Origin of the sequence: Planctopirus limnophila DSM 3776, from assembly GCF_000092105.1 — a bacterium.
GTDB lineage: Bacteria > Planctomycetota > Planctomycetia > Planctomycetales > Planctomycetaceae > Planctopirus > Planctopirus limnophila.
Window position 1 is genome coordinate 602,818 of the sequence record NC_014148.1, and the last position, 19,193, is coordinate 622,010.

At 51.3% G+C, this 19,193-nt stretch carries 28 protein-coding genes; all 28 read left to right on the plus strand.

Annotated elements, in window-relative coordinates; translation table 11 throughout:
* The first annotated feature begins 46 nt into the window (after positions 1 to 46).
* The gene (fusA, locus tag PLIM_RS02490; RefSeq protein WP_013108755.1) at positions 47 to 2,122 is read left to right on the plus strand and encodes an elongation factor G; all 2,076 of its coding nucleotides are present in this window, start codon (positions 47 to 49) and stop codon (positions 2,120 to 2,122) included.
* Positions 2,123 to 2,295: 173 nt separating this feature from the next.
* Positions 2,296 to 2,622 carry a 30S ribosomal protein S10 gene (gene rpsJ, locus PLIM_RS02495; RefSeq protein ID WP_013108756.1) on the plus strand — a complete coding sequence of 109 codons (327 nt, stop codon included), beginning with the start codon at positions 2,296 to 2,298 and terminating at the stop codon, positions 2,620 to 2,622.
* A 118-nt stretch (positions 2,623 to 2,740) separates the two neighbouring features.
* The gene (gene rplC, locus PLIM_RS02500) at positions 2,741 to 3,439 is read left to right on the plus strand and encodes a 50S ribosomal protein L3 (RefSeq protein ID WP_148227253.1); all 699 of its coding nucleotides are present in this window, start codon (positions 2,741 to 2,743) and stop codon (positions 3,437 to 3,439) included.
* Positions 3,440 to 3,509: 70 nt separating this feature from the next.
* On the plus strand, positions 3,510 to 4,139 hold the full coding sequence (gene rplD, locus PLIM_RS02505) for a 50S ribosomal protein L4 (RefSeq protein ID WP_013108758.1): 630 nt from the start codon (positions 3,510 to 3,512) through the stop codon (positions 4,137 to 4,139).
* Between the two features lie 65 nt (positions 4,140 to 4,204).
* The gene (gene rplW, locus PLIM_RS02510; protein ID WP_013108759.1) at positions 4,205 to 4,513 is read left to right on the plus strand and encodes a 50S ribosomal protein L23; all 309 of its coding nucleotides are present in this window, start codon (positions 4,205 to 4,207) and stop codon (positions 4,511 to 4,513) included.
* Between the two features lie 88 nt (positions 4,514 to 4,601).
* Entirely contained in the window at positions 4,602 to 5,462 is an 861-nt protein-coding gene (rplB, locus tag PLIM_RS02515) for a 50S ribosomal protein L2 (protein WP_013108760.1), read from the plus strand.
* A 63-nt stretch (positions 5,463 to 5,525) separates the two neighbouring features.
* Positions 5,526 to 5,795 carry a 30S ribosomal protein S19 gene (rpsS, locus tag PLIM_RS02520; RefSeq protein WP_013108761.1) on the plus strand — a complete coding sequence of 90 codons (270 nt, stop codon included), beginning with the start codon at positions 5,526 to 5,528 and terminating at the stop codon, positions 5,793 to 5,795.
* A gap of 46 nt (positions 5,796 to 5,841) precedes the next feature.
* On the plus strand, positions 5,842 to 6,195 hold the full coding sequence (gene rplV / locus PLIM_RS02525; RefSeq protein ID WP_013108762.1) for a 50S ribosomal protein L22: 354 nt from the start codon (positions 5,842 to 5,844) through the stop codon (positions 6,193 to 6,195).
* Between the two features lie 128 nt (positions 6,196 to 6,323).
* Positions 6,324 to 7,025, plus strand: coding sequence for a 30S ribosomal protein S3 (rpsC, locus tag PLIM_RS02530; protein ID WP_013108763.1), 702 nt, complete (start codon positions 6,324 to 6,326; stop codon positions 7,023 to 7,025).
* Entirely contained in the window at positions 6,964 to 7,383 is a 420-nt protein-coding gene (gene rplP / locus PLIM_RS02535; RefSeq protein WP_013108764.1) for a 50S ribosomal protein L16, read from the plus strand. Before rpsC ends, rplP begins: the two co-directional genes overlap by 62 nt.
* A gap of 58 nt (positions 7,384 to 7,441) precedes the next feature.
* The gene (gene rpmC, locus PLIM_RS02540) at positions 7,442 to 7,642 is read left to right on the plus strand and encodes a 50S ribosomal protein L29 (protein WP_041402732.1); all 201 of its coding nucleotides are present in this window, start codon (positions 7,442 to 7,444) and stop codon (positions 7,640 to 7,642) included.
* 35 nt (positions 7,643 to 7,677) lie between these two features.
* A complete protein-coding gene (gene rpsQ / locus PLIM_RS02545) occupies positions 7,678 to 7,941 on the plus strand; it encodes a 30S ribosomal protein S17 (RefSeq protein ID WP_013108766.1) in 264 nt (87 codons plus the stop codon).
* Positions 7,942 to 8,003: 62 nt separating this feature from the next.
* On the plus strand, positions 8,004 to 8,372 hold the full coding sequence (gene rplN, locus PLIM_RS02550) for a 50S ribosomal protein L14 (RefSeq protein WP_013108767.1): 369 nt from the start codon (positions 8,004 to 8,006) through the stop codon (positions 8,370 to 8,372).
* A gap of 1 nt (position 8,373) precedes the next feature.
* Positions 8,374 to 8,730 (plus strand): 50S ribosomal protein L24, encoded by a 357-nt coding sequence (gene rplX / locus PLIM_RS02555; RefSeq protein ID WP_013108768.1) that lies wholly within the window; start codon positions 8,374 to 8,376, stop codon positions 8,728 to 8,730.
* Positions 8,731 to 8,793: 63 nt separating this feature from the next.
* A complete protein-coding gene (gene rplE, locus PLIM_RS02560; protein WP_013108769.1) occupies positions 8,794 to 9,336 on the plus strand; it encodes a 50S ribosomal protein L5 in 543 nt (180 codons plus the stop codon).
* Positions 9,337 to 9,385: 49 nt separating this feature from the next.
* Positions 9,386 to 9,571, plus strand: coding sequence for a type Z 30S ribosomal protein S14 (locus PLIM_RS02565; protein ID WP_013108770.1), 186 nt, complete (start codon positions 9,386 to 9,388; stop codon positions 9,569 to 9,571).
* Between the two features lie 36 nt (positions 9,572 to 9,607).
* Entirely contained in the window at positions 9,608 to 10,003 is a 396-nt protein-coding gene (gene rpsH, locus PLIM_RS02570; protein WP_013108771.1) for a 30S ribosomal protein S8, read from the plus strand.
* A gap of 87 nt (positions 10,004 to 10,090) precedes the next feature.
* On the plus strand, positions 10,091 to 10,627 hold the full coding sequence (rplF, locus tag PLIM_RS02575) for a 50S ribosomal protein L6 (RefSeq protein ID WP_013108772.1): 537 nt from the start codon (positions 10,091 to 10,093) through the stop codon (positions 10,625 to 10,627).
* Between the two features lie 74 nt (positions 10,628 to 10,701).
* Complete coding sequence (rplR, locus tag PLIM_RS02580; RefSeq protein ID WP_013108773.1) at positions 10,702 to 11,064, plus strand: 50S ribosomal protein L18; 363 nt, start codon at positions 10,702 to 10,704, stop codon at positions 11,062 to 11,064.
* 87 nt (positions 11,065 to 11,151) lie between these two features.
* A complete protein-coding gene (gene rpsE / locus PLIM_RS02585) occupies positions 11,152 to 11,631 on the plus strand; it encodes a 30S ribosomal protein S5 (protein WP_013108774.1) in 480 nt (159 codons plus the stop codon).
* A gap of 2 nt (positions 11,632 to 11,633) precedes the next feature.
* Complete coding sequence (gene rplO, locus PLIM_RS02590) at positions 11,634 to 12,083, plus strand: 50S ribosomal protein L15 (protein ID WP_013108775.1); 450 nt, start codon at positions 11,634 to 11,636, stop codon at positions 12,081 to 12,083.
* Between the two features lie 157 nt (positions 12,084 to 12,240).
* The gene (gene secY, locus PLIM_RS02595) at positions 12,241 to 13,611 is read left to right on the plus strand and encodes a preprotein translocase subunit SecY (protein WP_013108776.1); all 1,371 of its coding nucleotides are present in this window, start codon (positions 12,241 to 12,243) and stop codon (positions 13,609 to 13,611) included.
* 171 nt (positions 13,612 to 13,782) lie between these two features.
* The gene (rpmJ, locus tag PLIM_RS23545; protein WP_081440180.1) at positions 13,783 to 13,899 is read left to right on the plus strand and encodes a 50S ribosomal protein L36; all 117 of its coding nucleotides are present in this window, start codon (positions 13,783 to 13,785) and stop codon (positions 13,897 to 13,899) included.
* A 151-nt stretch (positions 13,900 to 14,050) separates the two neighbouring features.
* Positions 14,051 to 14,437: a 30S ribosomal protein S13 gene (gene rpsM / locus PLIM_RS02600; RefSeq protein WP_013108777.1), complete on the plus strand. Its 387-nt coding sequence runs from the start codon at positions 14,051 to 14,053 to the stop codon at positions 14,435 to 14,437.
* Positions 14,438 to 14,538: 101 nt separating this feature from the next.
* The gene (gene rpsK, locus PLIM_RS02605) at positions 14,539 to 14,919 is read left to right on the plus strand and encodes a 30S ribosomal protein S11 (protein ID WP_013108778.1); all 381 of its coding nucleotides are present in this window, start codon (positions 14,539 to 14,541) and stop codon (positions 14,917 to 14,919) included.
* 129 nt (positions 14,920 to 15,048) lie between these two features.
* Positions 15,049 to 16,059, plus strand: a complete 1,011-nt coding sequence (locus tag PLIM_RS02610) for a DNA-directed RNA polymerase subunit alpha (protein WP_013108779.1) — start codon at positions 15,049 to 15,051, stop codon at positions 16,057 to 16,059.
* 89 nt (positions 16,060 to 16,148) lie between these two features.
* Positions 16,149 to 16,766, plus strand: a complete 618-nt coding sequence (locus tag PLIM_RS02615; RefSeq protein WP_013108780.1) for a bL17 family ribosomal protein — start codon at positions 16,149 to 16,151, stop codon at positions 16,764 to 16,766.
* Positions 16,767 to 17,232: 466 nt separating this feature from the next.
* On the plus strand, positions 17,233 to 18,912 hold the full coding sequence (locus tag PLIM_RS02620; RefSeq protein ID WP_196349515.1) for a HEAT repeat domain-containing protein: 1,680 nt from the start codon (positions 17,233 to 17,235) through the stop codon (positions 18,910 to 18,912).
* The last annotated feature ends 281 nt before the right edge of the window (positions 18,913 to 19,193 follow it).

Sequence of the window (19,193 nt, forward strand, 5' to 3'; positions counted from 1 at the left end):
TTTATTTTGAACCTCGCGTTGGCTGCTGGAGAGAGGAAAACGGGTCATGATTCGTGACATTTCATCAATTCGCAACATTGGCATTATTGCTCATATCGATGCAGGCAAAACGACCACTACCGAGCGCATCCTGTTCTATGCAGGCGAAATTCATAACCCTGGAAATGTGGATGATGGAAATACCGTGACGGACTTTGATCCCGAGGAAGCTCAGCGGGGGATCACGATCTACTCGGCAGCCATCAGCTGCTCCTGGCGCGGTTGTTCTATCAACATTATTGATACTCCCGGGCACGTGGACTTTACTGCGGAAGTCCAGCGCAGCCTGCGGGTCCTTGATGGTGGCGTGGTCGTCTTCAGTGCGGTGGAAGGTGTCGAGGCTCAAAGCGAGACAGTCTGGCGCCAAGCGGATGGATTTAAGGTTCCGCGCATCTGCTTCATTAACAAGCTGGATCGGATCGGGGCTAATTTCGAGCGTGTGATTGGTCAGATCACCGAGCGATTGCAGGGCGTTCCGTTAGTTCTTTCAATTCCTATCGGGAGTGGGCCAGCTACGAATTCTGACGGATTTACGGGGATCGTGGATCTGTTGCGAATGGAAGCGGTTTACTTTGATAAAGAGTCGAAGGGGAGGGAGATTCGCCGTGAGCCGATCCCTGCCGCCTGTCAGGATCTGGCGGATGATTATCGCGTTCGGCTCATCGAGAGCGTAGCCATGCTCGATGACGATGTTTTTGCCGTGTATGACGAAACCGGGGATATTCCACTGGCCGATTTGAATCGTCTGATTCGTCAAGGCACGATCACGGGTCAGTTTCAGCCTCTATTGTGTGGGGCTTCACTGGATTACATCGGTGTGCAGCCGATTCTGGATGCTGTGGTGGATTATCTGCCCAGTCCACTGGATGTCCCGCCGGTGGAAGGTCGGCATCCGAAAAAAGAGAACATTGAAGTTCGCAAGCCGAATGAAAATGAACCATTCGCTGGCCTGGTCTTCAAAGTCCAGGTCGACGAGCATTCGGAGTTGTACTTCGTAAGGGTCTATTCGGGAGTGTTAAAAAGCCGCTCGCGAATGCTCAATCCTCGTACTGGCGAGAAAGAACTGATCAGCCAGTTATGGAAAATGCAGGCCGACTCCCGGGTGAAGCTCGATGAGGCGGGCGCTGGCGATATTGTGGGGGTCGTGGGGCCGAAGAGTTCTGTAACAGGGGACACTCTGTGTGAAGCGAATCAGCCGATTCTTCTGGAGTCAATCACATTCCCTGAGACTGTGATTTCGATGGCCATTGAGCCTGAGACGAGTGCTGATCGCAAAAAACTCGAAGAGACACTCAAGCTGCTGGCCAAGCAGGATCCCACATTCCGTGCGAAAGTCAGTGAAGAGACCGGCCAGACAATTGTCAGCGGCATGGGGGAATTGCACCTCGAAATTATCAGTAAACGGATGGAGCGTGACTTCCATCTGAAAATGAGAATTCATAAGCCTCGGGTAACCTATCGCGAAACGATCTGTAAAGCGGTGGAGTTTGAAGAAGTCTTTGAGCGGCAGGCGGGGGCGACATCGCTTTATGCGCTGATCAAGCTGCGGGCTGAACCTCTGGAGGGTGCTCAGTCCGTTGTGGTTGAAAACAAAATGAAACCTGGGGCATTCCCGGCCGAGTTGACTCAGGTGTTGATTCAGGCCATGAACGACGAATCCAAAAGTGGTGGAACGGTCGGTTATCCACTGATGAACATGAAGTTGCAGGTGCTGGGAGCCGGTTTTCGCGAAGGGGAAACCAACGAAATCGCCGTTCGGGCTGCAGCGTCCAGTGCCGTGAGAAGAGTCCTTGATGAGGCGGGGGTAATGCTTCTGGAGCCTGTGATGAAGCTGGAAGTTGTTACACCCAATGACTTTGTCGGGAATGTCACAGCCGATTTAAACTCCCGGCGTGCCTCGATTCTGAATACCGGGCTCAGAGGCAATCTGGTTGTGATTGAGGCGGAGGTTCCACTCTCGGGAATGTTTGGCTATTCGACCCAGGTGCGCAGTCTTTCGCAGGGGCGTGCCTCCTATTCCATGGAGCCACTGCGATTTGCGCCAGCCCCAGATTCCGTACTCAAAACAATGCTGGGTGAATGAAGTCTCCGTTTCATCTCCGTATTTGAGCGTTTGGAACCAAAGCGAAAGAACTGTCAATCCCGGTTGATTGACATTCAAGGGTGGTGAATTTAGAATCTTCGCTCCGTCCATGAGTTCGCTTCTTGGATCGCTCATTGAAAAACGCGTAAGTTGCTGGCTGAAGGGAAGTTCGAGTGGTTGGTCAGAAGCAGGAAAAGATTCGTATCCGAATGGAAGCCTACGATCATTCGGTTCTCGATCTGTCGGCAAGCGAAATCGTGGATACCGCAAAACGGACCGGAGCCATCGTTCATGGACCGATTCCGCTTCCAACTCGAATTGAGCGGTACACTGTGTTGCGGTCTCCGCACATTGACCGTAAGTCTCGAGAGCAGTTCGAGATTCGTACACACAAGCGATTGATTGATATTATTCAACCGACTGGCAAAACGATTGACGCGCTGAATAAGCTGTCTCTCCCTGCCGGTGTGGATGTGAAGATTAAGGCGACAGCCAGCTAAGTTTTGCCTTGGCGTCGCGATAGATTCGGTTTGATACGTTGATTTGTTCGGATGATGTCCGCATTGCCAGGCTCTGGCGATGGCGATGAACAGTCCGCTAGGTTTTAAGGTGTTCGGTATGTCGTGCGGATTGTTAGGTCGCAAAGTTGGTATGACTCAGGTCTTTACCCCTCAAGGTGAAGCGATTCCTGTGACCGTCATTGAGTGTGGTCCCTGTGTCGTGCTCCAGATTCGCACTGTTGAGCGTGATGGCTACTCAGCGGTTCAGTTGGGGTTTTCTGATAAGCCTCGTCGCCTCGCATCTCGCTCAGAGCGAGGGCATGTGGCTGCGATTGATAGCAAGAGGCGAAAGTCGCTTGCTGCCGCTGGTGTGGCACTTGCGGAAAAGGCGGATTGCGAACCCAAGCGATTCGTTCGAGAGTTTCGCGTCACCCCCGAAGAGGCCTCCGCTTTTACTGTTGGTCAGGTGCTGACGGTCTCCCAGATCTTTGGTGAAGTGAAGCACGTTGATGTGGTGGGGACTTCGAAGGGTCGCGGGTTTGCCGGTGTTATGAAGCGGCATAACTTCCACGGTACTTGTGCGAGCCATGGTGTTAAGAAGGTGCACCGCTCTGGTGGGTCAACTGGTCAGAGTACGGATCCGGGTAAGGTCTTCAAAGGAACGAAGATGCCCGGGCACTACGGCGATGCTCAGGTCACTGTCCGTCGGCTCCAGGTTGTGAGAGCTGATGATGAAAATAATGTGCTGCTGGTACGCGGCGCAGTTCCTGGTTATAGCGGCGGGTTTGTGCGAGTGCGGAAGACGAACTGTAAGTAGGTTCTTCCCTCGTGCCTTTGCCTGATTGAGTCAGCGTCTCTTTTGTTTTGCATAGTAAAGACATTCAATTATGATCAGTCTTCCAATTCATACATCGACGGGTGAGGCGACGGGTCGCAACTACGAGTTTGATCCAGCGGAGCTGGCAGACAGTATCAATAAGCAGTTGCTTCACGATGCTGTGGTGATGTATCAGGCCAATTTGCGGCAGGGAACGTTTAAATCCAAAAGCCGAGCAGAGATTGCGGGAAGTAAGCAGAAGCTGTTCAAACAGAAGGGGACAGGTCGCGCCCGCCAGGGGAACAAGCGACAGCCAGTCCGTCGTGGCGGTGGACATGCTTTCGCAAAGCGTCCGACAGATTTCAGCTATCGTTTGCCTCGCAAGGCTTTGCAGTTGGCAACTCGGATGGCGCTGCTCGGTAAGTTCCAGGACAACGAAGTCACAATTATTGAGTCGCTTGCCCTTGAGGCTCCTAAGACCAAGGTCGTGGCAAGTTTGTTGAATAAGCTGGGTCTTGAGTCGAAGGGTTGTCTCATCAGTATTCCTTCACACGACTCAAATGTCTGGAAGTCTGCCCGCAACATTCCCAAGGTTGGTGTTTCGCCAGCTGCCGGGCTTAATGCTTATCAGTTGCTGCTCCGTAAGCAGCTGGTTGTCACAACTGATGCGTTGGATTTATTGAGAAAGCCGGCACAGTAGTTTTATAGGGCATGTTTCGATTGAGATGAGGCTGGTAGCGGTTCTGGCGGGTAAGGAAGTTTGTTATGGCCATTGTTCCTAAGTCTGGTGTAGTGCTCGAGTCATATCAGGTGATCCTGAAGCCGCTCATTACGGAAAAGGGAACTTATCTTTCGTCTAAGCGTAATGCCTACACGTTCCAGGTGAATCCGCTGGCCACGAAATTTGATATCAAGAAGGCTGTTGAAGAGCTTTTTTCAGTTAAGGTTGAGAAGGTTCGCACTCAGAATCGAGTTGGTAAGCCACGTCGGCATCGTATGAAGCTGGGTTATAGATCTGCCTGGAAGAAGGCAATTGTGACTCTCAACAATGACGACCGCATTGCTTTCTTTTAGGTCTTAGTTATTGATATTTGTGGTTGATTGAAATCGAGTCGATTTTGTCCCGCTGACTCACGTTCATTTGAGTTGTTGGAATTGAATTATGGGTGTCCGTTTTTACAAGCCCACAAGTGCCGGTCGTCGCGGTGGCATGGTCAGTGATTTCTCCGAAATCACCGATCGTAAGAAGAAGCCTGAGAAGTCTCTTGTAGTCCCTTACAAGAAGACCGGTGGTCGCAACTTCCAGGGCAAAATCACCAGTCGGCATATTGGTGGCGGCCATAAAAAGATGTACCGCCTGATTGACTTCAAGCGGAATAAGGACAACGTCACGGGAGTCGTGACACACATCGAATACGATCCTAACCGAACATGCCGTATTGCTCTCGTGCAGTATGAAGATGGCGAGAAGCGATATATCCTTGCTCCTGAAGGTCTGGCGGCGGGTTCCAAGATCATGAGTGCGAACGACGGCCTGGAGCCGATCGTTGGCAATTGCATGCCCTTGGAGAAGATCCCCACGGGAACGTCTGTTCATAATGTCGAATTGCAGCCTGGTCGTGGCGGGCAGCTTTGTCGCAGTGCGGGTGTTTCCGCAGTTGTGAATGCTCGTGAGTCGGGTTGGGCTCAGATTACATTGCCCTCAGGTGAAGTGCGCCGCGTGCCGTCATCATGCAGGGCTACCATTGGTGTGCTCGGTAATGGTGAGCACATGAACATTGTTATCGGGAAAGCTGGTCGTGTTCGCTGGATGGGCAAGCGGCCCTACGTTCGCGGCAGTGCCATGAATCCGATTGCTCACCCGATGGGTGGTGGTGAAGGTCGCCGTTCTGGTGGCCGTCACCCAGTCAGTCCGACTGGAAAGTTGGCCAAGGGTGGACGGACTCGTAATCCTCGGAAGACCAGCCGTAACGCAATTGTTCGCCGTCGTAAGTCTGTGCGTTATGGTCAGTTGAAGCTTTGATTTGAATGATTTTGATCGGCTTGAGTTAACTGTTCGTGTTTGTGTGCAATAGGGTATACGTGAATGAGTCGTTCATCGAAAAAGGGCCCGTACGTCGATGAAAAGCTTCTCAAGAAGATTGAGAAGTTAGTCGTCGCCGGCAAGAAAGAACCCATTAAGACCTGGGCTCGTCGCTCCACAATCAGCCCTGAGTTTGTGGGACATACCTTTCTTGTTCACAATGGCAAGCAACATCTTTCGGTCTATGTGACAGAAGAGATGGTCGGTCATAAGCTGGGTGAATTCTCCCTGACGCGTATCTTCCGTGGTCACGGTGGCAAGGGTAACAAGTAGAATTGTTGCTTTGAAGTGTTAATGGATTTCGTCTTTTAGGTGGATCATGCGTTACCAGGCTGTTCACAAATTCGCTCGTATTGCACCAACCAAGGTTCGTCATCTCGCGGATCTGATTCGTGGGCAGTTTGCTGGGCAGGGTTTAACGACCCTCAGGTACATGCCTCATCGTGGTGCGAGAATGCTCGAGAAAGTCTTGAGTAGCGCTATTGCCAATGCTGAAGATCGGGGAGAAAGAGTGCCCGAGTCTCTCAGAATTATTGAGTGCAAGGTGGATGGCGGTCCGATGTTCAAGCGGATTCAGCCTCACGCTCGTGGAATGGGGTTTGTGATTCGCAAGCGTTTCTCTCATATCACGATCGCTATTGGATCGATTGAAAGTCCAGTCGCTGGTCAGTAGTATTGCCGCTTCAGGCTATATGTCTCCCGGTGGTGGATGTCGTTTGTTTTTGAAATCAATTGCAGGGTAATTTGCCGATTTGGTGAAGCATCAGGATGGTTTCCATCCGTCAGAAGGGTAGACCAGCAATGGGTCAGAAGGTTCGGCCAACAGGCTTTCGAGTGGGGATAGTCGAAGACTGGCGAAGTCGTTGGTACGCGACCAAGAAGGAATTTGGTGATCTGCTCATCGAGGATCAGAAGATCCGGCGATTTATCAAGACAAAGTATGAGTTTGCCGGAATACCAAGGATCGAGATCGAACGAACCCGTGATCAGGTGATTGTCCATCTGCATACGGCTCGTCCTGGTATCATCATTGGTAAGAAGGGCCAGGAAGTTGATCGTTTGAAGGCCGAGCTTGAAGACCTGACGGGTCGTCGGATGGAGCTCAAGATTGTCGAAATTCATCAGCCGCATCGCAGTGCGGTTCTGGTGGCAGAGGATATTGCACAGCAGCTTGTGAAGCGTGGTAGTTTTCGTCGCGTGATGAAGAGATCACTGGATCAGGTGATGGAGTCAGGTGTTGAGGGGATCAAAATCGAGATGAATGGTCGTCTTGGGGGGGCTGAAATGTCCCGCACCGAAAAGGCGATCCGAGGCTCGATTCCTCTTTCAACTCTGCAGAAGCACATCGATTATGGTCTTGCGATTGCTAAGACCACAATGGGTGTCATTGGCGTTAAGGTGTGGATCGACTTGGGCGAATATCGTAACGAGGAAGAGAGCTATGGCGCTGATGCCCAAGCGGGTCAAGCACCGCAAAGAGCAAAGAGGTCGCGTAAAAGGTAATGCGACTCGCGGCATCGAGGTGTCGTTTGGCGACTGGGGTCTGCAGGTTCTTGAGCCTGGACACATTCGCGGAACAACTATCGAGGCCTGTCGTATTGCTGCAACGCAATATGTTCGTGGTGAAGGTAAGCTTTACATTCGAATTTTTCCGAACAAGCCTGTCACAGCGCGTCCTTTAGAGACTCGTATGGGTACAGGTAAGGGTGAACCAGACCACTGGGTGGCTGTGGTTCGACCTGGGAAAATTTTGTTTGAACTGGCTGGTGTTTCGGAGGAAGCAGCCCGCGAGTGTTTCGCTCGTGTGGCTTACAAGCTCCCTTTGAAGGTCAGGCTGGTTGGGCGCACGATTAAGGTTTGATGCTGTGTTTCGCACAGTTATTGGTTTTGAGAGTTTTGTTTGAGGTGAAATGCAGATCATGACAAGTGCCCGTAATCTTCGTGAGATGTCTGCTGAACAATTGCAGTTTCAGTTGGATGAAGCGCAGAAGGCATTGTTTGACCTGCGTTGCAAGGCAGCATCCGAGAAGTTGGAAACTCCCAGTCTTGTTCGTCGAGCCCGACGGGAGATAGCTCGTATTAAGACGGTTCTGCGTCTGCAGGAACTGGCAAAGGTCTAAATTTTTGTCCTGCAGATTCGCAGACGGAGTGATAGATGCGTAAGACAGTCATCGGTGTTGTAACAGGCGATAAGGCGAGTAAAACCCGCCGAGTGGAAGTTGAAAGAATTTTTAAGCATCCGAAGTATGGTAAGACAGTTCGCCGTCGAACTGTTTGCCATGCCCATGACGAGAATAATGTTTCTCGCCTGGGTGACACAGTTGAGATCATTGAGAGTCGACCCATGTCCGCCCTCAAAAGGTGGGCTCTTGTCTCGGTCGTCAAAACAGCATTGCCCACGTCGAGCGATGCTTCCTGATTTTTGCTGTGACAGTTGTGCGATTTAAATTAGTGGCTGCGTGATTTAAGCGAGTTGATGTCATGATTCAAATGCAGACTATGCTGGATGTTGCTGACAACACCGGTGCAAAAACTGCGCGCTGCATTAAGGTTCTAGGCAGCTCACGGAAGCGAACTGCGACCTTAGGTGATGTGATTGTCCTGGCGGTTCAGAAGGCATTGCCAGGATCCTCGGTTAAGTCCGGCAGTGTCGTTAAGGGCGTGGTGGTAAGGGTTCGCCAGCCATCCCGTCGTGTTGACGGCAGTTATGTCCGTTTTGATTCAAATGCTGTCGTGATTGTCGATAATGATGGAAATCCTAAGGGATCACGCATTTTTGGTGCCGTGGCCCGTGAGCTTCGTGAGAAGCGATATATGAAGATTATCAGTCTTGCGTCGGAGGTGGTTTAACATGCGAATTCGCAAGGGTGACATGGTTGTTGTTCTGACGGGTGATGACGCGAGCGCGACACCTCGCAAGGTGTTGTCTGTCGTCCAGTCGGGTGACAAAGTGGTTGTTGAGGGTGTTAATCGTGTTTTCAAGCACGTACGACGTGGGCATCCCAAGAGCCAGCAGGGCGGTCGTTTATCGCGTGAGATGCCAGTTTCATCTTCCAATGTGGCTTACTATTGCAGTGCATGTGGCAAGCCAACTCGGATTGGGATGCGATTACTGGCAGACGGACGCAAAGAGCGTTTCTGCAAAAAGTGTGATGCGTCGATTGGTGTAATCAGTCCTGCTCCAAAAAGTGCATCGGTTCCTGGTTAATTGAAACTGGTACGTTTGAATCTGCTGTGGCAGTGATGTTTGTGTGGAAGGTAGGCTAGTTTCATGGCACGGTTGATGGAACGGTATCGTTCTGAGATTCTTCCCTCTCTCAAGTCAGAGTTGGGTCGTGAGAACGAACTGTCGTTGCCAAAATTAACCAAAGTCGTTGTCAGCATGGGCTTGGGTAAGGCCATTGGTGAACGAAAGCGACTGGAAGAGGCTGCTCAGCACCTGGCATCGATTACTGGGCAAAAGCCGTTGATCACGAAATCTCGGAAAGCTGTTTCAGGTTTCCGCCTTCGTGAAGGGATGGAAATTGGTTGTATGGTGACGTTGCGCGGTCGCCGGATGTATGAGTTTCTTGACCGTTTGATTTCTCTGGCTCTCCCCAGAGTGCGTGACTTTCGTGGTGTGAATCCTAATGGATTCGATGGCCACGGAAATTACAGCATGGGTCTTACGGAACAGCTTGTGTTTCCTGAGGTCAATCCGGATAAGGTGAACTTCGTCCAGGGGATGAACATTACCATGGTCACCACCGCCCGTAATAATGATGAAGGAAGGCTCCTGCTGAAAAAGCTGGGTATTCCTTTCCGTAAAGATTAGGTTTGAAGAGTCGTACTGCTTAGCTCCTTAAGTTGACCGAGATTGGAATATGGCCACATCAGCACACGTTGCGAAGGCAAAGCGAACCCCTAAGTTCTCGACGCGAAGTGAAAATCGCTGTCAGCTTTGTGGTCGTCCCCGAGCAGTTTATCGTAAGTTCAAGATCTGCCGTATTTGTTTCCGAAATCTGGCACTCGATGGTTTGATTCCCGGCTGCAAAAAAGCGAGCTGGTAAGTTCTTTGTCTGGAAGCTGTTAAGGTTTCTTCTGCTATGATGACCGATCCTGTGGCTGACATGTTGACTCGAATTCGCAATGCCGTAGCTTGCGAGCGCCCTTTCGTGGATATTCCTTATTCACGCGAAAAGGCTGCTATCGCTGCTGTGTTGCAGCGCGAGGGGTACGTTTGGGAGTCGGAAGTCATCGAAGGGCAGCCCCGTTCTACATTAAGGATCAGTCTGAAGTACGGTCCAAGTGGTGAGCGGGTTGTTCAGCAGATCAAGCGGATCAGCAAGCCGGGTTGTCGAGTCTACGCGGGTGTTGACGATCTTCCCAATGTTCTCCAGGGCTTGGGGATTGCGATTGTCTCCACCAGCAAGGGTGTGCTGAGTAATCGAGAAGCACGCAAGCAGCGACTTGGTGGTGAGGTTATTTGCACTGTCTGGTAGTCTGTAACTTCACGCCTTTTGCTGTTTTTGTGTCTGTCGTTATTGAGAGAATTTTCCGGCCGCTATGGTTGGGACTCAGGGTGTAATATGTCTCGTATCGGTAAAAAACCAGTTGCTATTCCCGCTGGAGTTACAGTCCAGGTCGCGGGGGATAAGCTCTCAGTCAAGGGGAAGGTAGGCGAACTTTCGCTCACCGTTCATCCGAAGATCACTGTCCGCGTAGACGCAGGTCAAGTTCTCGTCGAGCGTCCCGATGATACTCGCGAGAGTCGGGCACTCCATGGTCTGACGAGAGCTCTTGTGAACAACATGGTTGTGGGCGTCGATAAGCCCTGGGAAAAGAAACTGGAGATTCAGGGTGTGGGTTACCAGGCTGCACTGGCTGGAAAGACTCTGACACTTCAGGTCGGTTTTGCCAATGCGATCAAGTTGGATGTTCCTACGGGGGTGTCTTGCGTTCTGGCTGATCCCACTCATATTACTGTGAGTGGTGCTGATCGGCAGGCCGTAGGGCAGTTTGCAGCTAATATTCGACGAGTCAGGCCACCTGAGCCTTACAAAGGTAAAGGCGTTCGATACTCCGACGAGCGAGTTCGCCGCAAGAGCGGCAAGGCCATGAGTTAGTATTTTCTGGGCCTGTGTGTTACAACAGATTGCTTCTTTGTTGATTTTGTATCTGTCTGAAAAGTGAGTTTGTTATGAAGCTGATCAAGAGAGCTGCCAAGCAAAAGGAGCGACGTGGATTCCGCGTGCAGAATCGTGTGCGGTCTTCAGGGCGTCTCCGGTTGACGGTTTTTCGCAGCAACAAACATATTTACGCTCAGATCGTAGACGATGTGGCAGGCCAGACGCTTGTCTCTGCTTCGACAGTGGAGAAGTCAGTTCTGCCTGAGGGGCATGGCAGCGACTGCGCTGCTGCGGCCGCCGTGGGAAAGGCTCTCGCGTCACGTGCTAAGGAAAAAGGCATTGTTGAGATTGCCTTCGACCGCGGCAGCTATCGTTACCATGGTCGTCTGGCGGCATTGGCAGATGCGGCACGTGAAGCTGGACTCTCCTTTTAGTCTGTTGAGTCTTGTGTCGTGTGACATCTTCTGTTTGTTGCTTTAAGTCTCAGTGCTCTGGTGAGTTGATCAGTCGGAGAAATAGGTGTGAGCTCGGAAAATCAGAATTCATCTCCAGAGCGAGTTGTCCAGATTCGTCGCTGCTCTTGCGTGGTTAAGGGTGGACGGCGTTTCAGCTTCACCGCACTCGTCGTTGTGGGCGATGGGAATGGTCGTATCGGTTACGGTTACGGTAAAGCCGTTGAAGTTCCTCTGGCAGTTGAAAAGGCTGTCAAGCAGGCCAACAAGCGTATGGTGCGAGTCCCTCTGGTTGATGGAACAATTCCTCACCAGGTGATTGGCAACTATGGAACAAGTCAGGTGATGTTCATGCCGGCCAACCCTGGTACCGGGATCATTGCTGGTTCGAGTTTGCGGGCGATTGCTGAGTCACTGGGTATGAGAGATATTCTGACGAAGGTCAGGGGCTCAAGTAATCCGCTGAATGCCGTCAAGGCCGCCTTCGCTGCTCTTGAGAAATTGCGGACGCGAGAAGATGTCGCTCGTCTGCGGGGAGTGAAGATTTAATTATGATGCTTCATGATGTGAACATCGGAATCAATGGCCACAAGACACGCAAGCGTGTCGGCCGAGGCCCTGGCTCGGGACATGGCAAGACCTCTGGTCGTGGCCATAAAGGTGCTGGCAGCCGCAGTGGAACCAAGCGTCGTCTGGGGTTCGAAGGTGGCCAGAAGCCATTGATGCGTCGAATCGCCAAGCGGGGCTTCAGCAATAATTTCTTCGCTCTGAAGATTGCGGAAGTGAATCTCTCTGCGATTGAGAAGGCTTTTGAAGTGGGTGAAGTCGTCACTCCCGAACAGCTTTCAGTTCGCGGATTGGCTAAGGGCCGCTTCGATCAAGTCAAGATTCTTGGCGATGGTGATCTGACAAAATCGCTATCAGTGACTGCACATCGGTTTTCTGCCTCAGCTGAGGAAAAGATTTTGGCTGCAGGTGGATCGACAGTTAAGTTGGTTTAGTGCCGTTTTTCGTCGTCGGATTTCATCTGAGATTCTGTGATTTTCAGATTTCTGGCTACCAAATGTCACTTGTCTTAACTGTAGAGGCTCTGAAGTAGACTCTGACGCGTGACTTGGAAACAGGGCACGCGTCGCATCATTGTATGGAATCGCTCAGATGTTCTCACAACTCGCCATGATTTTTCGCATTCCTGAGTTGCGGCAGAAGATCCTGTTGACGCTCGTTTTGCTAGCCGTCTATCGCATGGGCGGCTTAATTCCTTTGCCATTTATCGATCAGATGAAACTGGCTGAGACGCTTCAGTCGCAAGGCAGCGACGGCATGGGGCGGGTGATGAGTATGATCTCCCTTTTCTCGGGTACGAGTATCGGGATGAGTACAATCTTCGGCCTGGGGATCATGCCGTACATTTCGGCCTCGATCATATTTCAGCTGCTCGGTACGGTTTATCCACCTTTGGAAAAGCTCCAGAAGGAAGGTGAGGCCGGTCGCAAAAAGATCAATGAGTACACTCGTATTGCGACAGTTTTTATCGCCTTCGGACAGAGTTTTTTCTGGATCAGACAACTTGCCGTTTCTGGCGGGATCATGGGAAATGAAGGAAGTCTTTTGATTGCCGCTTACAGTGGTGTCTTCTTCCAGTTGATCTGTACTTTGACGATGACTGCCGGAACGTTGCTCCTGATGTGGATTGGTGAGCAGATTGATGAGTATGGCATCGGCAACGGCATCAGTCTGATCATTATGGCTGGTATTCTGGCTCGTATGCCCCAAGCTGGCCAGGCATTGCTCGAACCCGCTTTTCAGAATGGCGTTAAGCTCGGCAGTCAGACCGGTATCGAAAAGTTTCTGCTCCTGGGAATTCTCTTCGTCGGCGTGATCGTTGGTGTCGTGGCGATCACACAGGCTCAAAGAAAGATTCCTGTCCAGTCTGCGAAGCATGTGCGTGGGCGATCCGTGGCTGGTGGACAGCGGTCGTATCTCCCATTGAGGCTCAATCAATCGGGTGTGATGCCGATTATCTTCGCATCGAGCCTTCTGCTCTTCCCGATGTTTTTGTTCCAGATTCTCTCTCAGTTTTTCCCGACCGTTGGTTTCTTCCGTCTGGCTGAGGCCACCATGCAGAACCACGGTGGATTTATCTACAACATTCTGTACATCGGTCTGATTTACTTTTTCTGTTACTTCTGGACCGCCATTACATTCAACCCGAAAGACATGGCCAATAATCTGAAGGACTACGGCAGCTTTATCCCAGGCTACCGGCCTGGCGGGCGGACTGCAGCTTATCTGGAGGCTGTGATGGTTCGCGTGACATTTGTGGGTGCAGCGTTCCTGAGTCTGATTTCGATCATCCCGACTGTGATCTCGAATGCTCTGGGAATTGATCCACTGGTCGCGAGTTTCTATGGCGGAACAGGTTTGCTGATCTGTGTTTCAGTGGCGCTCGACCTGGTCCAGAAAATTGACAGTCACCTCGTGATGAGAAACTACCGCGGTCTTCTGGAGTCTGATAACGCTGCTTGATTTGGCATGTGAGCACATGTTCACAGTTTCTGTTGTGCAGGCAGGAAATCAACTTTGATGCCGAACTTGCGGAATTGAGATTGACAAATTCCTGTATCGATTGCGAGTTGGGAATTTGAAAGATAGACTATGCCGCTTCCTCAATGGAAGTGGTCCTTGTGAAGGCAGATTATGAAGGTCAGGACAAGCGTTAAGCGGATTTGTGAGCATTGCAAGATGGTGCAGAGGAAGGGTCGCGTCTACGTGATCTGTTCGATGAACCCTCGGCACAAGCAGCGCCAGGGTTAGAACGTTTCTTGCGGAGCTTACAATGAAAGCGTCCGTAACTGATGTGTATGTCTAGTTTTTGATTGTCGCGATCGATTTTGCCAGTGACTGTCGGGGCTGGCTTGTGATTGCAATTCGTGCCGATTGTCACAGCTTGAGAGAGTAGCTCGTTATGCCGCGTATTCAGGGGGTTGATATCCCCAATGACAAACCGACTTACATTTCGCTGCAATACCTTTACGGTGTGGGTGATTTCCGCGCATTTGAGATTTGTTTCAAGCTGGAGATCGATCCTCAGCGGAAAGCTCGTGAGTTGAGCGATGACGAGCTGGCACGCATCTCGGCCATGCTTGATAAGGATTACCTCGTGGAGGGGTCGTTAAGGCGAAGTATTCAGCAGAATATTTCGCGTTTGCGTGACATTCAGTCCTATCGCGGGTTGCGTCATCGTCGAGGCTTGCCTTGCCGAGGTCAACGAACTCGTACGAATGCTCGTACTCGTAAGGGCATTAAGAAGACGGTTGCCGGTAAGAAGGGCGTGAAGGATATGAAGCACTAAGCCGCCACGTGTGTGAGTGGTCTGTGCTTGTGTTCTGCAGTCTCGGTTTGGTTGCATTTCTGTTCGTTTTTTGATGGCGGTTGACGCCTGAGGGTTTGATAGTGGCAAAGACTAAGCGTCGTAAGATTCGTCGCAACGTGAACCGCGGTATTGCACATATCCGTGCGACTTTCAATAACACGACAGTGACTATCACTGACGCAAATGGTGATGTGCTCTGCTGGGCCACCGCTGGAACAGTGGGCTTCAAAGGGAGCCGTAAAAGTACTCCTTTCGCCGCTCAGCGTGCTGCTGAGACATGTGCCGAACGCGCTGCCAAGTTCGGTGTTCGAGAAATGGAAATCCGCGTTAAGGGGCCTGGTTCTGGCCGCGAGAGCGCTATCACCGGCCTTCAGGGTGCTGGTATCTCCATTCGCTCGATTGAAGATGTCACGCCACTGCCGCACAACGGCTGTCGGCCACCGAAGAAGCGCCGCGTCTGATTTACGTGCCGGCTGGTCAAGCACTTTCTGATCGGTGATTTGTTGAAACTATGTAGTCTGCCGTCTTTCTACGAGATTGACCTGACGTACACGTTAAGTTTGAGTCCTGTGGCTTTTGGAGATTGACAGATGCGGATTCGCTGGCGTGGACTGGAATTGCCGAGCCGGGTTGTTCCTGAGCGCGAGACATTGAGTTCGACTTACGGCAAGTTTACAGTTGAACCGTTCGAACGTGGTTTCGGTTCAACGATCGGTAACAGCTTGCGTCGGATTCTGCTTTCCAGTCTGGAAGGTAGCTCTGTGACTTCGGTCAAGATTCAAGGTGTCCAGCATGAATTCACGACGATCCCGGGGATTGTCGAGGATGTGACTGAGATCGTTCTGAATCTGAAGGCGATCATCGTCAAGAATCACAGTCCTTCGACCAAAACTCTGCGAATTGAGAAGACCTCGCGTGGAGTTGTTACTGCTGGCGATATCATCACCGATGATCAGGTGGAAATCCTGAATCGTGATCTCGTGATCGCCACGATGACTGATGACGTGCCCCTGTATCTGGAAATGACCGTTGAGAATGGCCGTGGTTATATTCCTGCGGCTGATCATCATGGTCCGGAACAAGAGCTGGGAGTTATTCCCCTCGATGCGATTTTCTCACCTGTGGTTCGTGTCCGTTATCTGATCGAGGAGACTCGAGTTGGTCAGCGGACGAACTACGACCGCCTGATCCTCGAAATCTGGACCAACGGTACAGTCACTCCTGAATCTGCACTCGTGGAGTCTGCCAAGATTCTGCGCAAGCATCTCAATCCGTTTATTACCTACCGCGAGCCAGGTCCGGAAATGTTCCCGGAAGGTGGACTCCGGAATATGCTCGAAGCTACGGGATATGCTCCTGTGGATCTTGAGTTGGAAGAGAAGCTGGGCCAGAGTCTGGCTGAGCTGAATCTTTCTGTGCGTGCGACGAACTGTCTGGAATCTGAAGGAATTAACTTCGTTCGAGACCTTGTGACGCGAACGGAAGATCAACTTCTGCAGGTGCGAAATTTCGGTGAGACAACCCTTACGGAAGTTCGCGAGCGTCTGGGATTGATTGGCTTGCGGTTGGGTATGAAGTTGCCTAACTCGGCACGTGTTTAGTTTAGCTGTTTACCTGCCTTCAGGCAGTGAGTTTTGTTCGACATTACTGGATTGCCGGGCTCTGCCCGTGAGAGACATTAGGATTTATCATGCGACATAAAGTTGCCGGGCGCCAGCTCGGGCGCAATGCATCACATCGTCATGCCATGTTTCGGAACATGTCAGTCAGTTTGATTTTGACAGTTCGTTCCGAAAAGAAGGACGGCGAAGCGAAAGTCCCAGGTCGGATTGTGACAACTCTTGAGAAGGCGAAAGAGTTGCGTCCTCATCTGGAGAAGCTGATCACGCTGGCTAAGCGAGCTCAGGAGGCTGAAAAGGCCGCCGCTCCGTTTGCTACCGCTGCTGAGAGAAACTCCGAAGAGTGGCGAGCCTGGCGTAAGTCAGACCAGTGGCAGAAGTGGTCGAACGCTATTGCTCCCGCCGTTGCACTTCGTCGCAGGGCCTTCGCTGCTCTGCGTGATAAAGTGGCTTTAGAGATTCTGTTCGATGATCTCGGGCCTCGATTCGCCGATCGTCCGGGTGGATATCTCCGGATTGTTCGACTTGCTGAATTCCGTCTGGGCGATGCCGGGAGGCGTGCACTGATCGAATTCGTCGGTGAGAATGATCGCCTCAAACGACAGAGACGCGCAGCTCCAGTGGTCAGGCAAGAGGCACCGCCAGCTGAAGTAACTTCTCCTGAAGCTCCCGCTGCTGATCCCGTCTAGGCTGGATGAGTTTTTCGATGAGATACCTTGAAGACCTTGGCACTGTTGCCAAGGTCTTCTTGTTTTATCGGTTGTATCGAGAGTCGGGGCATTTCTGGATGTGCTGATCAATGATGACGACTATAGAAGTTGCCAGAAGGTGAATTGACCAGGCAATTGTTGAGCTGCCGTTGTGAACTGATCTAGTGCGGGTCCCGGAAAGCAGCTACGCGTTGTTGATTGGGAAAGCATGCTTGCCCAGAACTGCAAGCATGGCACACTGAACGCGTTTTTTGATGGATAGTGTATAGGTTTCATCTTTGAGTCGCTTCGGAACCTTTTGTTGTGTTCAAAGGGATCGAGCAGCCCGGTTTGCGGGAGTGTTGACAGTTCAGTCATCTAGTTTGAGTGGGTGCTATGATCTGATATGCCAGACCCATTTTTACGAACTTTGATGACTTTGGAGCTGGCGTCTGGAAATCAGAGGTTGGATCTTCTGGCCATTGGTCTGAGTTCTGGTGTCGATCGTATTGAGGATGCCTGTGCCCAGATGCTGCTGGCTGATGGCTCTTTACCAGCTCAGGCCATGCTGATTGCTGCTGCCGCTCGACCATCCGTGTGTCTGGGTGAGAAGATCAGGGCGAATGCTGACACGCTCTCTGTGGCTTTCAGGCAGCTGCTGATCCATGGGACTCCCACGCAGGCAATTGCAGCTCTTGATGCGATCGAGCTGACGGAAACATTGGAGCCTGTCCCTGTTGTTATTGAGCTACTTAGGGCCAATGTTCCTCAGCCAGTTCTGGATAGGGCTGAGAATCTTTTGCGGAGTATGGCCTGGAAGCTACATGAGTTAACAGAACATGGCAGCGAAAAGCGATTACATCCGACTTTAGCGGCACTGGCAGCCCGTTATCGACTGCCAATTATCGAGGCGTTATCGCGTGCTCTGGAATTGGAAGTTGACCATTTAGAACTGCAAAAAGCCAATGTTCGAGAGTTGTTTATTGAGTGTCTCATGATCATCGGCCCGGATGATGCTCCCGAAGTACGACGAGTCCTCTGGTCGTCAAATCCGAGTGTCCGGGAAATTGTGCGTCATCTGATGATGAGTGGTACACACCCCGGGATACTCCGGTCGATTATTGGATCTCTTGGCCACAATTATCCGCATCCCCGAGCACTCGATGCAGTTCAGGAGCGGGATGATCCCGAGTTTGTGGTTTCATTATTAATGACGATCTCGAAACCAATCTCTCAAAAGCTGATGCAGAATCTGAGACAGATCAGCTCGGTCAACTGGCTTAGTCGAGAATCACTCGATTTATCCTGGATCCCCGGAGAGTATCAGGCAGGGATTATCCACTTGATCAATCTGACCAGGTTATCACGAGATTGCCGGAGGAATGTGGAAGAATGGCTGTTAAGGTACGGTTGCTCTGAGGCCCGTGAAGTCGCTGTTCAGAGTGCTTCCCAGCATGATGGCGATAAGGTCAAAGAGATCGTTCGCAGCAGTCTCAACTCCGCTGACAGTGCTGTCGCTGCCTGGGCCTGTTCGCAATTGAAAACGCAACAGTTTCCCGATGCTGCACGACTCCTGCTGGAGAAGCTCCGCTGTGCAGATCGAGAGGTTCGAGAAGTCGCCCGGGCAGAGTTACTCGAGTGGTTTCACGCTGAACGTATGCTTGAGATGCAGGAGGCCATGACTCCTGAGATCGGGCGCCATGCAGGTCGCTTACTGCTGGAAATTGACGATTCAGCGTTAACGACCATTGAACTGGAGTTAAACCATGCGATTCGTCATCGCAGAATCCGGGCATTAATGGCGATTGACCGGATGGAACTGATTCACGAAACGCAGGCCTTTCTGTTCAAGATGTTGACGGATATCGACCCGCTCGTCAGAAGGACACTGGTTGATATTCTTGCCAAGTTACCGAGTTTGGATTCCTTACTTGCACTGCAATATCTGACTCGTGATGAGAGTCTGCGAGTCAGAGAAGCGGCTGTCGTTGCTTTCCAACGGTTGAAAGGATCGATGGGGGAATTGAACCTGGCAAGTCAGTTGTCGAATCACGTAGAAACGGCCGAGCGTCCTGTCTCATCAACAGACGATTCGGGAATTCTGGCATGGGCTAATCCAGCTGATGAAACCCGGTCAATCAATTGAATAATCAAGTCTTTAAATTCAGAGGCTCCGGTAATGACGCTTGAAAGTCAGTACATGATCGAGAATGTGCTGAGACAAGCCTGGTTCATGCAGGCAGCCATGCCGCTGTACTGGTTTGGCGGAGCACTCGTTGCCATTTTGATTTTGTGGCTCATGCTCTACGTGGTTGATCAACTCAAACTGGTCAGAGAACATCGGGTTGAGCCGTCCCAGAGTTTGTTTACTCAGCTTTGCGAAGCACATGTTTTGACAAAGACAGAGTCAATCGAGCTTCGCAGCGT